This window comes from Citrobacter sp. Cm038 (genome assembly GCF_030333105.1).
Taxonomy (GTDB): Bacteria; Pseudomonadota; Gammaproteobacteria; order Enterobacterales; family Enterobacteriaceae; genus Citrobacter; species Citrobacter murliniae.
Map to the genome: position 1 here is coordinate 252,212 of NZ_JAOWGO010000018.1, position 14,047 is coordinate 266,258.

Here is a 14,047-nt window from a genome sequence, read left to right on the forward strand (position 1 = left end):
CACTTCTTAAATTCAGGCGCGGCGTTTAGTTGCTGAATCCATCCATACCGCCAGCAATAAAATCGCCCCTTTCACTATATACTGCCAGAAGGTGGGAACATCCATCATACTCATTCCATTATCCAGAGATGCCATAATAAATGCGCCCATGACGGCACCGGCAACACTTCCGATCCCTCCCGCCAGGCTGGTTCCTCCAATCACACATGCGGCAATGGCGTCCAGCTCGGCAATGTTTCCGGCAGAAGGAGAGCCTGCACCAAGTCGCGAGCTAAGAATTAACCCGGCAATGGCAACCATCAAACCGTTAATGGCAAAGACGGCCAGTTTGGTGCGCTCAACGTTGATGCCGGAAAGGCGGGCGGCTTCCAGGTTGCCACCAATCGCGTAGATCCGCCGACCAAATGCGGTTCGTGTTGCCATAAACATCCCCCCGAGCAACAGCAACGTCAGCAGTAGCACGGGAGTAGGGACACCGCGATAATCATTCAATAGCCAGATTGCCCCTAATACGATAATGGCGGTTAATGCCTGGCGACCCACAACCGACGTTGATGCGGGAGATTCAAGACCTAAAGTCTGACGACGCATACGCCCGCGCCACTGCCAGCCAATAAACGCCATTAAACCGAGAGCGCCGATGATAAAGCCTGTGCCATCGGACAAGTAGCTCTGACCAATCTGAGACATTGCAGCGCTGGTGGGTGATACCGTTGTCCCGTTGGTTATCCCAATAAGAATACCGCGGAACGCCAGCATACCCGCGAGGGTAACAATAAACGACGGTACCTTGCGGTAGGCTACCCACCATCCATTCCATGCACCGAGGAGTAAGCCCAGAACCAGCGTGACGATCACAGTCAGTGGTAGCGGCCAGCCTAACCAGACGTCACAGATCGCCGCTACACCGCCCAGCAACCCCATCATTGAACCAACTGAAAGGTCGATTTCGGCGGAAATAATCACGAACACCATACCAACGGCAAGAATGCCGGTAATCGCGGTCTGTCTCAGCAGGTTAGAGACGTTACGTGCGCTCAGGTAAGCACCGTCCGTGGTCCAGGTGAAGAACAGCATAATCACGATGATTGCCGCAATCATGACGAAGACTTGTAAGTTAAGCGATTTAATTGCGGGGAAACCGCTTGCCTGTGGGGCTGAAAGTTTCGCGTCAGACGGATTGTTTTTCGACATGATGTTCGCTCCTTAATGCGGCTTCCATCACCTGCTCCTGAGTCAGGTTATGATTTACCAGGTTAGCTTTCAGTTTTCCTTCATGCATCACCAGGATGCGATCGCTCAGTCCGAGAACTTCAGGTAATTCAGAAGAGATGACAATCACGGCGATCCCTTCCTGAACGAGCTGATTGATCAGTTTGTAGATCTCATATTTGGCGCCGATATCAATTCCCCTGGTGGGTTCATCAAGAATGAGGATTCGGGGATTTAGCAGGAGGCAACGGGCGAGTATCGCTTTTTGTTGGTTACCTCCGCTCAGACGCCCGATTGCAAGGTCGGGAGATGATGTTTTCACTTTGAGCTGTTGAAGAGATTCCAGAATACATTTTTGTTCTGCGGCATCATCAAGATGGCTCATACCCCCGGTAAATTTATCGAGCGCAGCCAGCGTGATATTTTTTCCCACCGCCATCACCGGAACAATGCCATCTCTTTTTCTGTCTTCGGGCACCATGGCAATACCTTGAGCAATCGCTTGCTGGCAATTACGGATATTCACCTGAGTGCCTTCGATAAATATCTTACCTTCCCAGCGACCCGGCCAGACGCCAAACAGACACTGTACGGCTTCGGTGCGTCCGGCGCCGACCAGCCCGGCAATGCCTAAAATTTCACCACGCTTGAGGGAGAAAGAAATATCGTTGACGCGCTTTATATGACGATTTACGGGATGCCAGGCAGTCAGGTGTTCAACCCGTAAAATCTCTTCTCCCGCCGTATGAGGCTCACTGGGATAAAGCGCAGTGAGCTCACGGCCTACCATCATGGTGATAATATCGTCTTCACTCATGCTGGTGGCATCGCGCGTGCCGATGTGTTGACCATCGCGAATAACGCAAATGGTATTTGATATGGCTTTAACCTCATTCAGTTTGTGTGAAATGTAAATGCAGGCAATATCATGCTGCTGCAGGTCACGTATGATATTCAGCAGTATTGCGGTTTCTTGCTCGGTGAGCGAGGCGGTAGGTTCATCCAGAATAAGCAACCGAACTTGCTTATTCAGCGCCTTAGCAATTTCAACCAACTGTTGTTGGCCTAAACCTAAATCGCCCACGCGCGTATCTGGTGAGATAGACAAACTGACCTGAGCGAGTAATTTTTGGCAGCGTAGCGTCATCATGTCGTAATCAAGAACACCGTTAAGGGTGATTTCGCTGCCTAGGAAGATATTTTCCAGAACGGTCAGATCTTTAACCAGTGCTAATTCCTGGTGAATAATTGCAATACCCTTGCGTTCGGTATCACGAATATGGCTGGCCCTTATGGTTTCGCCGGAAAAAATGATATCGCCTTCGTAGGTTCCATGTGGATAAATACCACACAGCACTTTCATTAATGTCGATTTACCTGAACCATTTTCACCGCATAGTGAAACGATTTCGCCAGCATTGACCCTGAGGCTAACGTTATCAACAGCCTTCACTACGCCGAATGTCTTGGTAATGTTTTTCATTTCAAGAAGATATGGCATAACTGCTCCACATAAGCCAATAAGAGAACCCTGCGTGGACGTTCACGTATACCCGTGGCTATTTTGAAACCACGTTTGTTGCCCTCCGATTTTGCAGAGGGCATAACGCTTATAGATCGCTTTTCTTGTGGAATCCGTCTTTGATGACTGTCTCGTTAATATTGTCTTTGTTCACGTCAATTGGCGTTAGTAGCCGGGAAGGAACATCTTTCAGGCCATTATTCAGCGTGGAATCAGCTTTTGGCTGTTGGTCATTTCCGAGTTCGACTGCGATCTCTGCGGCAGTATTAGCGAGCAGAGTAATGGGTTTATAAACTGTCATCGTTTGTGTTCCAGCAACGATGCGTTTGATACCTGCAAGGTCTGCATCCTGTCCGGAAATAGCGACTTTTCCTGATAACCCTTGTGCGCTCAGCGCCTGGATCGCACCGCCAGCCGTTGCGTCATTTGAGGCAACCACTGCATCAATTTTGTTATTGTTGGCGGTTAACGCATTTTCCATAATCTTTAAGGCATTTTCAGGTAACCAACCGTCAACCCACTGATCGCCCACAACCTTAATTTTTCCGCTGTCGATATACGGTTTTAATACTTTCATTTGTCCGGCACGGAACAGTTTCGCATTATTATCGACTGGTGAACCGCCCATCAGAAAATAATTTCCTTGTGGTACGATATTGACTAATGATTGAGCCTGTAATTCTCCGACCTTTTCATTATCAAAAGAGATATAAAAGTCGATATCGGCATCATTGATCATGCGATCGTAAGCCAGTACTTTTATCCCTTCTTGTTTTGCTTCTTTGATAACGTTACTTAATACCTGGCCGTTGTAAGGGATTATCACAAGGACATCAACGCCTCGGTTGATCATGTTTTCAATCTGCGACATTTGGGTTTCTTCATTACCATTCGCCGATTGCACAAATACTTTCGCCCCGAGAGATTCAGCTTTGCTGACGAAAATATCGCGGTCTTTCTGCCAGCGTTCCAGACGGAGATCATCAATTGCCATACCGATTTTAACTTCTTTGGCATGACCTGCGACGCTGGTGAGTAAAAGAGAGGTACAGACAGTGAGTAAAATATTTTTCATCTTCATAATCGTGATGCCTTTTGTAGGGGATAGACAACAGTAAAAGTAACAATCACAGCGTAAGACGTAGCAGATTTTTAACAGGTAATGCACAGAAGGCAATTATAGATTTTTATCTTCCAGTTACGTTTTTTGGTTTATTTTCTAATTTATGACCGGGATCTTATTTTAAATGATTGACCAGCATGATTACATTTATCTTTGATAAGTAACGTTTTTTTAATTGAAGGTTTTTATTTTGAGAAGTGGCGCACACTTGTGAATTATCTCAATAGCAGTGTGAAATAACATAATTGAGCAATATGTGGGGAGTGCCCAATATTACGACATTATCAATCACCCGCCGCATTACCTGATTATGGAGCTCATTATGCAAGCCTATTTTGACCAGCTTGATCGTGTTCGTTATGAAGGCACTAAATCAACCAATCCATTAGCATTCCGTCACTACAACCCAGATGAAATTGTGTTGGGTAAGCGCATGGAAGATCATTTGCGATTTGCGGCCTGCTACTGGCATACCTTTTGCTGGAATGGTGCAGATATGTTTGGCGTTGGCGCGTTTAATCGCCCGTGGCAACAGCCTGGTGAAGCGCTGGAATTAGCGAAGCGGAAAGCGGATGTGGCATTTGAGTTTTTCCACAAACTGAACGTGCCTTACTACTGTTTCCACGATGTTGACGTCTCACCTGAAGGTGCCTCGCTGAAAGAGTATAAAAACAACTTTGCCCAGATGGTTGATGTTCTGGCGGAAAAACAGGAACAGAGCGGTGTAAAACTGCTGTGGGGTACGGCAAACTGCTTTACTAACCCGCGTTACGGCGCAGGCGCGGCCACTAATCCGGACCCGGAAGTTTTCAGTTGGGCGGCCACGCAGGTCGTGACGGCCATGGATGCCACGCATAAATTAGGCGGCGAGAACTATGTCCTGTGGGGCGGTCGTGAAGGTTATGAAACGCTGCTGAATACCGATCTGCGTCAGGAACGCGAGCAGATTGGACGCTTTATGCAACTGGTGGTGGAGCACAAACACAAAACTGGTTTTCAGGGGACGCTGCTGATCGAACCGAAGCCGCAGGAACCAACAAAACACCAGTACGATTACGATGCAGCGACTGTTTATGGTTTCCTGAAGCAGTTCGGTCTGGAAAAAGAGATCAAACTGAATATCGAAGCAAACCACGCCACACTGGCGGGTCACTCATTCCATCATGAGATCGCCACCGCTATCGCCCTTGGTCTGTTTGGCTCTGTCGATGCAAACCGCGGTGACGCGCAACTGGGCTGGGATACTGACCAGTTCCCGAACAGCGTGGAAGAGAATGCGCTGGTGATGTACGAAATCCTGAAAGCAGGTGGCTTCACCACCGGCGGTCTGAACTTTGATGCCAAAGTACGTCGCCAGAGCACCGATAAATACGATCTGTTTTATGGGCATATTGGTGCTATGGATACCATGGCGCTGTCGCTGAAAGTCGCGGCCCGTATGATTGAAGACGGTGGTCTGGATCAGCGAGTGGCAAAACGCTATGCCGGTTGGAATAGTGAGCTGGGCCAGCAAATTCTGAAAGGTCAGATGACGTTAACGGAAATTGCGCAGTACGCTGAACAACATAACCTGGCACCAGTGCACCAAAGCGGTCATCAGGAACTGCTGGAAAATCTGGTAAACCAGTATTTGTTCGACAAATAACAGGCCTCTGAGAGCGTGCGTAAGCCCGGATAGCTTTGCGCTACCGGGCATTTCTTTAAGGAAAGATACCCTATGTATATCGGGATAGATCTTGGTACATCAGGCGTAAAGGTAATCCTGCTGAACGAGCAGGGTGATGTGGTGGCCTCACAAGCGGAGAAGCTCACGGTCTCACGTCCTCATCCGTTATGGTCGGAGCAGGATCCTGAACAGTGGTGGCTGGCAACGGATCGCGCCGTAAAAGCGCTGTCTCAGCAACATTCACTCAGAGGGGTGAAGGCGCTAGGGATTGCCGGACAAATGCACGGTGCGACACTACTTGATAAGCAACAGAAGGTATTACGCCCGGCAATTTTGTGGAATGACGGACGCTGCGCTGAAGAGTGCGTGATGCTGGAAAATCTGATTCCGCAGTCCCGTAAGATCACGGGCAATCTGATGATGCCTGGTTTTACTGCGCCAAAACTGCTGTGGGTTCAACGCCATGAGCCGGAGATTTTCCGCCAGACTGAGAAAGTCCTGTTACCGAAAGATTATCTGCGTCTGCGCATGACCGGTGATTTTGCCAGCGATATGTCTGATGCGGCGGGTACGATGTGGCTGGATGTGGCGAAGCGTGACTGGAGTGATGTCATGCTGGAAGCATGTGGTCTGACCCGTGAGCATATGCCTGCTTTGTATGAAGGTAGCGAAATTACCGGGACACTGTTGCCTGCTGTTGCCCAATCATGGGGAATGTCGGAAGTCCCGGTCGTTGCTGGCGGTGGTGACAACGCGGCAGGAGCGGTCGGCATAGGCATGATGAATGCTGGTCAGGCGATGCTCTCGCTAGGTACATCTGGTGTCTATTTTGCGGTCAGTGATGGGTTCCTCAGCAAACCAGAAAGCGCGGTGCACAGTTTTTGCCACGCCTTACCTGAGCGCTGGCACCTGATGTCGGTTATGCTCAGCGCGGCGTCCTGCCTTGACTGGGCGGCGAAATTAACCGGGCTGGCGAACGTTCCGGCACTGATTAGCGCGGCGCAACAGGCGGATGACAACGCCGGTCCTGTCTGGTTTTTACCCTATCTGTCCGGTGAACGTACGCCGCACAACAACCCGCAGGCGAAGGGCGTGTTTTTTGGTTTGACCCATCAACATGGTCCGGCTGAACTGGCTCAAGCTGTTCTGGAAGGGGTCGGTTTTGCGTTGGCAGACGGGATGGATGTGGTGCATGCCTGCGGCGTTAAACCGGCCAGCATTACGTTGATTGGTGGTGGGGCGCGCAGTGAATACTGGCGACAGATGCTGTCTGATATCAGTGGATTGCAACTGGATTACCGTACTGGTGGCGATGTCGGCCCTGCTTTGGGGGCGGCACGTTTGGCGCAAATTGCAATAAACCCCCGGAAGCCATTATCTGATTTACTGCCTCAGCTTGTGCTGGAGCAGTCGCATTACCCTGACGCAGAGCGCCATGCTCTCTTTCAGCAACGTCGCGAAACCTTCCGTCGTATCTACCAGCAATTGCTACCGCTAATGTCCTGACCTTATCCCTCTCTGCTCAGTAGAGGGGGATAAATCTTCTGTATGACTAAATCAAAACAATAGAAATTGAGTATGAATTAATTCTTAAATCTCAGCGTTGGCACTATTTCCTGTGTGATCTCCTTTGGGTACTTCATATCATCATCCCTGATGGATAAGGAGATCCCAATGAAGACTTTGAGGTTGTGGTCATGGATGTTATTCCTTTCTGGCGCACTTATTTACATTGTTGGTTTATGGCGGGCATGCCCACTGTTGAGCGGAAAAGGGTATTTTTTGGGTGTGTTGGTGACGGGGATGTTCGTTACGTATGCTTATCATCATGCTAAAAATCTTAATCAGAATGATGAACGCTTTTCCTCTGTATGTCAGATGGTGGCATTGATAACAACAGGATTACTGTTGGTAGGAATATGGAATGCCCCGTTATTACCTGTCGAAATGGGGCTGTATCCGGCGGCATTCGTAATGGGTTTACTGGGACAGATCCTGCTGTTGCGTCCGTTGAAAAAAGATCAACCTGATGAGACTTAACTCACCAGTCTGCGCGTATCTATTCGTTGCAACAGTATGGAAAGCAGCAAGCTACCTGCCAGGGTGGCGCTAAAAATCCACAGCATGTCCAGCGGGGGCCACGCTTTAAACTCGATCCCATTCGTGCGCAATGCATGAATGATCAGCGCATGGAAGCCATAAATACCCAGTGAATGGCGAGAAATAAGGCCAAGTACCGGTATGGTGCGCGTGCCGAGCGTATTTTTGATTAGTGTCAGCAGTGATATAGCGCAAATAAATACCATTGGACCGCAATAGAGATACCAGGTATCGGCAAAATTGCCTCGCCAGTGGAGTTCATGCAACGTCCCCCGAGAAATAATAACCACGCTAACGAGACACAGTAACGCACTGAGCCAGGTTAATGCGCGTTTTTGCGTCTCCATTATGCCAATTGCCCGCCCCAGCATGCCGTACAGGATGTAATAGAACGTATCGCCGTTGATGTATAAGTTGATGGGCAGCCACTCAAAACCGCCGATTTTTTGCGATACGGTGTTGGGATTGGCAATGACACCAAGTACAACCATTAGCGCCAGCAGCGTTTTCCCGCTGATATTCTTTACCTGAATCAGTGGTGATACCAGATAGATGACGGCGATGGCGAAGAAAAACCACAGGTGATAGAAAACCGGTTTCTGCAACAGATTTATTAGCGATAGCCTGGCATTGATTGAGGTAAATAACAGGATGTAGGCCAGTGCTACGGAGCTGTAAAACAGAATGCAGAGTGCGATACGCACAAAATGTCGTGGCTGAGCACTTCGCTCGCCAAAAAAGAGGTAACCCGAGATCATAAAAAACAACGGTACGCTGACGCGTGAGGCTGAATTTAGCACATTGGCAAGATCCCAGTTTACTGGGCTGACGATTTGCGCATTAGTGATGTACCAGGTAGTGGTATGAATCATAACTACCATTAAACAGGCAATCCCTCGCAGGTTATCAATCCAGAAAATTTTGGGCTGCATCAGTTCCTCTGTTTCCATTTAAAAATAATCTGACTGGCATTTTGTCGGCGTGTCTCACTGGAATAATCCGAGTTCTTACGCTAAAGCTTGTGGTGGTCCGAGGAGATTCTCACAATAGGAATCGAGTTTCAGACATAAATAATAATAAGACTGACCAGCAAAACAGGCGGTAATAAAATGATGATGAAGTATTTCTTTCCTGTGATGGTGACAACCTTCCTGTTGGCAGGATGCGCCGACCCTCAATCGTCCGCGGCCGAACAGAAGGCGCAAAAGGTCAAAGTCACTCCTACGCGTTCGCTGGATATGGAATCATTGTGCAAAAATGAGGCTGCCGAACGCTATAACACTGCGACCCAGAAAATTGATGTTACCGGCTTTGAACAATTCCAGGGTAGCTATGAGATGCGCGGTTCTACCTTCCGTAAAGAGAGTTTTGTCTGCTCATTTGATGCAGACGGGCAGTTTTTGCACCTTTCCATGCGCTAAGTGCCCCCTTTTTCCCGTTTCGTACTGTATATCTTGCAGCCAGCGGGTATACTGACCGCTTCCTTTAAATCCACACGTATCCAGCACGAAATAATATGCAAAAGTTTGATACCAGGACCTTCCAGGGCTTGATCCTGACCTTACAGGATTACTGGGCTCGCCAGGGCTGCACCATTGTTCAACCATTGGACATGGAAGTCGGCGCGGGGACTTCTCACCCAATGACCTGCCTGCGCGCGCTGGGGCCGGAGCCGATGGCAACTGCTTATGTGCAGCCTTCTCGTCGTCCGACCGACGGTCGCTACGGCGAAAACCCGAACCGCTTACAGCACTACTATCAGTTCCAGGTCGTCATTAAGCCGTCACCGGACAATATTCAGGAACTGTACCTGGGCTCTCTGAAGGAGCTGGGTATGGACCCGACCATTCACGACATTCGTTTCGTGGAAGATAACTGGGAAAACCCAACGCTGGGTGCCTGGGGTCTGGGTTGGGAAGTGTGGCTGAACGGCATGGAAGTCACGCAGTTCACCTACTTCCAGCAGGTGGGTGGTCTGGAATGCAAGCCGGTGACCGGGGAAATTACCTACGGTCTGGAACGTCTGGCCATGTACATTCAGGGCGTAGACAGCGTTTACGACCTGGTCTGGAGCGACGGCCCGCTGGGTAAAACCACTTACGGCGACGTGTTCCATCAGAACGAAGTGGAGCAATCCACCTACAACTTCGAATACGCCGATGTGGATTTCCTGTTTACCTGCTTCGAGCAGTACGAGAAAGAAGCTCAGCAGTTGCTGGCACTGGAAAATCCGCTGCCGCTGCCTGCCTACGAGCGTATTCTGAAAGCCGCCCATAGCTTCAACCTGCTGGATGCGCGTAAAGCCATCTCCGTCACCGAGCGTCAGCGCTATATTTTGCGCATTCGCACCCTGACTAAAGCAGTGGCAGAAGCTTACTACGCTTCCCGTGAAGCCCTTGGCTTCCCGATGTGCAACAAAGACAAATAAGAGGCGGCCATGTCTGAGAAAACTTTTCTGGTGGAAATCGGCACTGAAGAGCTGCCACCAAAAGCACTGCGCAGCCTGGCAGAGTCCTTTGCTGCGAACTTTACCGCGGAGCTGGATAACGCCGGCCTCGCGCACGGCAATGTTGAGTGGTTTGCCGCCCCGCGTCGTCTGGCGCTGAAGGTAGCCGCTCTGGCTGAGTCTCAACCTGACCGCGAAGTTGAAAAACGCGGTCCGGCAATTGCCCAGGCATTTGATGCCAGCGGTAATCCGAGCAAAGCGGCAGAGGGTTGGGCGCGTGGTTGCGGCATCACTGTTGATCAGGCTGAACGCCTGACCACCGATAAAGGTGAGTGGTTGCTGTATCGTGCGCATGTGAAAGGCGAAAGTGCTGAAACGCTGCTGCCTGACATGATCGCCACCTCGCTGGCTAAGCTGCCGATCCCGAAACTGATGCGCTGGGGTGCGTCTGACGTTCACTTTGTGCGTCCGGTTCACACTGTGACCTTGCTGTTGGGCGACAAAGTTATTCCGGCAACGATCCTGGGTATTCAGTCCGATCGCGTGATTCGTGGCCACCGCTTTATGGGCGAGCCGGAATTCACCATCGACAATGCCGATCAGTATCCTGAAATCCTGCGTCAGCGCGGTAAAGTGATTGCCGATTACGCCGAGCGTAAGGCAAAAATTAAAGCCGATGCCGAAGAAGCGGCGCGTAAGATTGGTGGTAACGCCGATCTGAGCGAAAGTCTGCTGGAAGAAGTCGCCTCTCTGGTTGAATGGCCAGTGGTGCTGACGGCAAAATTTGAAGAAAAATTCCTCGCCGTACCTTCTGAAGCGCTGGTCCACACCATGAAAGGTGACCAGAAGTACTTCCCGGTATATGCGAACGACGGCAAACTGCTGCCGAACTTTATCTTCGTCGCCAATATCGAGTCTAAAGATCCACAGCAAATCATCTCCGGTAATGAGAAAGTGGTTCGCCCGCGTCTTGCTGACGCCGAGTTCTTCTTCAATACCGACCGCAAAAAACGTCTGGAAGACCATTTGCCGCGCCTGCAAACCGTGCTGTTCCAACAGCAACTGGGTACGTTGCGTGATAAGACCGATCGTATTCAGGCGCTGGCGGGCTGGATTGCCGGTCAGATTGGCGCTGATGTTAATCATGCGACCCGTGCGGGCCTGCTGTCAAAATGTGACCTGATGACCAACATGGTCTTCGAGTTCACTGACACTCAGGGCGTGATGGGCATGCACTACGCACGTCATGATGGCGAAGCGGAAGATGTTGCTGTGGCGTTGAACGAACAGTATCAGCCTCGCTTTGCCGGCGATGAGTTGCCGTCCAACCCGGTTGCCTGTGCGGTAGCGATTGCCGATAAGATGGACACCCTGGCGGGTATCTTCGGTATCGGCCAGCATCCGAAAGGTGACAAAGACCCGTTTGCACTGCGTCGTGCTGCGCTGGGCGTACTGCGTATCATTGTTGAGAAAAACCTGACTTTGGATCTGCAAACGCTGACCGAAGAAGCGGTTCGTCTGTACGGTGATAAGCTGACTAACGCTAATGTGGTTGATGACGTTATCGACTTTATGCTCGGCCGCTTCCGCGCCTGGTATCAGGATGAAGGTTACAGCGTTGATACCATTCAGGCTGTGCTGGCGCGTCGTCCGACTCGTCCGGCTGATTTCGACGCACGCATGAAGGCGGTTTCGCACTTCCGTACGCTGGAAGCTGCATCTGCGCTGGCTGCTGCCAACAAACGTGTATCGAACATTCTGGCGAAGTCAGAAGAGAAGCTGAATGACCGCGTGAATGCGTCAACGCTGAAAGAGCCGGAAGAGATTGCGCTGGCGATGCAGGTTGTCGTGCTGCGTGACAAGCTCGAGCCGTTCTTCGCTGAAGGCCGCTACCAGGAAGCGCTGGTTGAGCTGGCTGAACTGCGTGAGCCTGTGGATGCTTTCTTCGAGAAAGTGATGGTGAACGTCGAGGATAAAGAGCTACGTATTAACCGTCTCTCTATGCTCGAAAAACTGCGCGAGCTGTTCCTGCGCGTGGCGGATATTTCACTGCTGCAGTAATTGTCGTGAAATGACTTAGAAAATGCCGGATAAGCAAAATTGCGCTATCCGGCATTTTTTATGCTATCAGCGCAGTTGCAATTCTGTCAGGCAGGTCTGGCTATCATTCATCGTCTTAATGGAATGAGCCGCACTTTTACCGTTATAACTCACTTCGATCGTGCCTTCTATATTGCGCGGTAGCCATACGCCGATAAATCCATTACGGCCGCTTTTCATCTCTTTTTGTACGACAACATCACCTCTGTTATCCGTCACTTTGACATCAAAAGTCTTCTCAGGCATTTCGCCCTGGCAGCCAGAGAGACTGTGGTTAAAGCAGGGGTGCGTTTGCCATTCATAAGGGGCAAAGGATAGGTAGAATTTATCGCCGAGCGGCAGTGTATAAACCTGCTCACCGGAAGACAGCTTAAGAGCCGTACTGGTAACGGAAGCAGAGTAGGGTAATGGACGACTCTGAGGCGACTGGTCAATGGTTTCTACCATTTGTTCGACGGATTTCCCGCTAAGCCCATGTTGCGCCAGAAAGGTTGACTCTGGGGTTGCTGCAAATACGTTACTGGCTGTGAATAAACCCAAAAGCAGCAGCAGTGAGGATTTCGACATAGCTTCAATTCCTTGTGAAAATTGTGGAATACATGCCGACGTACTATAAAGCTTGCCCTTAGGGAAAGGTCAAAGGTGTAGTGGGTAAAGTAATGCAAAGAAGAGAGGAGAGGGATTTATCGCAACGTGCAAATAAAAAAATCCCCGCCGTTTGGCAGGGATCTTGAATTCTGAGCTTTTTTAAGCTTACAGGCTGGTTACGTTGCCAGCTGCCGGGCCTTTAGCGCCGCTTTCGATGGTGAAGGAAACTTTCTGACCTTCGTCCAGGGATTTGTAGCCATCGTTCTGGATAGCAGAGAAGTGTACGAACACGTCTTTAGAGCCATCGTCAGGAGTGATGAAGCCGAAGCCTTTGTCAGCGTTGAACCATTTTACGATACCAGTCATTTTACCGGACATAGTGTATTACCTTTTAAAAAATAAGTGTGCCTTTCGGCGATATGGCGTGCTTTACAGATTTTTTAACAGTAAAGGAAATGCTCACTACGAAGGGTATCAACGATAACTCTTGAAGGGACTTGCCTTACTAAACTGCTTTAATGGTCTGTACGTCAAACCGTTGAGTGCATTAACTCATTTTACGCATAGGGATGCAACTACTATTTTCTTTTTTGTGGATAGCGACGGCGAGAAAACGGCCCTTTTTCAGGGCCGTTCTTAAATCAAATGTGAAAAATGTTCTAATCCATCAACTGCTTACTTAATCTTGGGTCCGCCTGTATCAGGCGCATCAATTTCAATTCAGTGCTGGAAGGCTTTACGCGTTTAGACTCCCACTCATGAACCATCGCGACCGTAACGCCCATTACACGGGCAAAATCATCTGTTTTTAATCCAGTCCCTCGTCGTAGCTGTTCAAATTCGGTGAAAGGGTTGGATTTTTGCGTCAGGGTTACCGTCTGCGATACATCTTTAAAAACAATCTGTTCCAGACTGCTCAGCAGTTCAAACATAGGATCTTTGTATTCCATTGAGAACTCCTAAAATCACACAACGGGATCGTGAATTTGATCAAAGCTCATTAAGAATAGTCGTAAAAAATGAAGGCGGGCTGAAGGTTCTGGTTATGGATTCGTTTCAGCGTCTCGCATGGGGCAACCTGTAGTTTGCTAACGATTTGATAACGGTCGGGATCTCCAGACAACGGATTCCAATTGTAAAGATTACTAAAAAATTACACCGTGCGAGGAATGGAACATTGGTTAGTAAAGGAAGGACGATGGGGAGGGGGATTTTCCCTTACAAGATTATGTGGAAAGGGTATCTTGCGGGGCTGACCTGGACTATCCTTGTCATCGTCAGGCACGCGGG

13 protein-coding genes are annotated in these 14,047 nt (G+C 49.6%); 6 read left to right on the plus strand and 7 right to left on the minus strand.

The features are described 5' to 3' along the window. Positions 1-12: 12 nt before the first annotated feature. The 3 genes from xylH to xylF form a co-directional block, all read right to left on the minus strand. Positions 13-1,194 carry a xylose ABC transporter permease XylH gene (gene xylH / locus OGY01_RS10095; RefSeq protein ID WP_286493053.1) on the minus strand — a complete coding sequence of 394 codons (1,182 nt, stop codon included), beginning with the start codon at positions 1,192-1,194 and terminating at the stop codon, positions 13-15. Continuing rightward, positions 1,172-2,713: a xylose ABC transporter ATP-binding protein gene (locus tag OGY01_RS10100; protein ID WP_048223063.1), complete on the minus strand. Its 1,542-nt coding sequence runs from the start codon at positions 2,711-2,713 to the stop codon at positions 1,172-1,174. Before OGY01_RS10100 ends, xylH begins: the two co-directional genes overlap by 23 nt. A gap of 109 nt (positions 2,714-2,822) precedes the next feature. Continuing rightward, entirely contained in the window at positions 2,823-3,815 is a 993-nt protein-coding gene (gene xylF, locus OGY01_RS10105) for a D-xylose ABC transporter substrate-binding protein (RefSeq protein WP_045448714.1), read from the minus strand. Between the two features lie 364 nt (positions 3,816-4,179). Between xylF and xylA the strand changes: the two genes are divergently transcribed. The 3 genes from xylA to yiaB all read left to right on the plus strand — a co-directional run bounded on the left by xylA (position 4,180) and on the right by yiaB (position 7,563). Next, positions 4,180-5,502, plus strand: coding sequence for a xylose isomerase (gene xylA, locus OGY01_RS10110; RefSeq protein ID WP_045448712.1), 1,323 nt, complete (start codon positions 4,180-4,182; stop codon positions 5,500-5,502). Positions 5,503-5,574: 72 nt separating this feature from the next. Then, positions 5,575-7,029 (plus strand): xylulokinase, encoded by a 1,455-nt coding sequence (gene xylB / locus OGY01_RS10115; RefSeq protein WP_200011291.1) that lies wholly within the window; start codon positions 5,575-5,577, stop codon positions 7,027-7,029. 168 nt (positions 7,030-7,197) lie between these two features. Then, positions 7,198-7,563 carry an inner membrane protein YiaB gene (yiaB, locus tag OGY01_RS10120; RefSeq protein WP_045448707.1) on the plus strand — a complete coding sequence of 122 codons (366 nt, stop codon included), beginning with the start codon at positions 7,198-7,200 and terminating at the stop codon, positions 7,561-7,563. Here yiaB and OGY01_RS10125 read toward each other — a convergent pair. Then, positions 7,560-8,555, minus strand: a complete 996-nt coding sequence (locus OGY01_RS10125; protein WP_045449826.1) for an acyltransferase — start codon at positions 8,553-8,555, stop codon at positions 7,560-7,562. The two genes, yiaB and OGY01_RS10125, sit on opposite strands and share 4 nt — an antisense overlap. A 177-nt stretch (positions 8,556-8,732) precedes the next feature. On the opposite strand from OGY01_RS10125, the gene OGY01_RS10130 reads away from it, so the two are divergent. The 3 genes from OGY01_RS10130 (at position 8,733) to glyS (ending at position 12,130) form a co-directional block, all read left to right on the plus strand. Continuing rightward, entirely contained in the window at positions 8,733-9,044 is a 312-nt protein-coding gene (locus OGY01_RS10130) for a YsaB family lipoprotein (RefSeq protein WP_045448705.1), read from the plus strand. A 95-nt stretch (positions 9,045-9,139) separates the two neighbouring features. Beyond that, positions 9,140-10,051, plus strand: coding sequence for a glycine--tRNA ligase subunit alpha (gene glyQ, locus OGY01_RS10135; RefSeq protein WP_001168551.1), 912 nt, complete (start codon positions 9,140-9,142; stop codon positions 10,049-10,051). Between the two features lie 9 nt (positions 10,052-10,060). After that, a complete protein-coding gene (gene glyS, locus OGY01_RS10140) occupies positions 10,061-12,130 on the plus strand; it encodes a glycine--tRNA ligase subunit beta (RefSeq protein ID WP_045448701.1) in 2,070 nt (689 codons plus the stop codon). A gap of 66 nt (positions 12,131-12,196) precedes the next feature. Here the strand turns inward: glyS and cueP are convergent, their stop codons facing one another. The 3 genes from cueP to OGY01_RS10155 form a co-directional block, all read right to left on the minus strand. After that, positions 12,197-12,736 carry a copper-binding periplasmic metallochaperone CueP gene (gene cueP, locus OGY01_RS10145; protein WP_225761355.1) on the minus strand — a complete coding sequence of 180 codons (540 nt, stop codon included), beginning with the start codon at positions 12,734-12,736 and terminating at the stop codon, positions 12,197-12,199. 186 nt (positions 12,737-12,922) lie between these two features. Continuing rightward, on the minus strand, positions 12,923-13,135 hold the full coding sequence (gene cspE, locus OGY01_RS10150) for a transcription antiterminator/RNA stability regulator CspE (RefSeq protein WP_000014594.1): 213 nt from the start codon (positions 13,133-13,135) through the stop codon (positions 12,923-12,925). A 281-nt stretch (positions 13,136-13,416) separates the two neighbouring features. Then, positions 13,417-13,707 carry an HTH-type transcriptional regulator gene (locus OGY01_RS10155; protein ID WP_045448692.1) on the minus strand — a complete coding sequence of 97 codons (291 nt, stop codon included), beginning with the start codon at positions 13,705-13,707 and terminating at the stop codon, positions 13,417-13,419. Positions 13,708-14,047: the final 340 nt, after the last annotated feature.

Coding starts and splice junctions, on each gene's coding strand:
- xylH (WP_286493053.1), bottom strand. CDS start 1,194: ATGTCGAAAAACAATCCGTCTGACGCGAAACTTTCAGCCCCACAGGCA.
- OGY01_RS10100 (WP_048223063.1), bottom strand. CDS start 2,713: ATGCCATATCTTCTTGAAATGAAAAACATTACCAAGACATTCGGCGTA.
- xylF (WP_045448714.1), bottom strand. CDS start 3,815: ATGAAGATGAAAAATATTTTACTCACTGTCTGTACCTCTCTTTTACTC.
- xylA (WP_045448712.1), top strand. CDS start 4,180: ATGCAAGCCTATTTTGACCAGCTTGATCGTGTTCGTTATGAAGGCACT.
- xylB (WP_200011291.1), top strand. CDS start 5,575: ATGTATATCGGGATAGATCTTGGTACATCAGGCGTAAAGGTAATCCTG.
- yiaB (WP_045448707.1), top strand. CDS start 7,198: ATGAAGACTTTGAGGTTGTGGTCATGGATGTTATTCCTTTCTGGCGCA.
- OGY01_RS10125 (WP_045449826.1), bottom strand. CDS start 8,555: ATGCAGCCCAAAATTTTCTGGATTGATAACCTGCGAGGGATTGCCTGT.
- OGY01_RS10130 (WP_045448705.1), top strand. CDS start 8,733: ATGATGATGAAGTATTTCTTTCCTGTGATGGTGACAACCTTCCTGTTG.
- glyQ (WP_001168551.1), top strand. CDS start 9,140: ATGCAAAAGTTTGATACCAGGACCTTCCAGGGCTTGATCCTGACCTTA.
- glyS (WP_045448701.1), top strand. CDS start 10,061: ATGTCTGAGAAAACTTTTCTGGTGGAAATCGGCACTGAAGAGCTGCCA.
- cueP (WP_225761355.1), bottom strand. CDS start 12,736: ATGTCGAAATCCTCACTGCTGCTGCTTTTGGGTTTATTCACAGCCAGT.
- cspE (WP_000014594.1), bottom strand. CDS start 13,135: ATGTCCGGTAAAATGACTGGTATCGTAAAATGGTTCAACGCTGACAAA.
- OGY01_RS10155 (WP_045448692.1), bottom strand. CDS start 13,707: ATGGAATACAAAGATCCTATGTTTGAACTGCTGAGCAGTCTGGAACAG.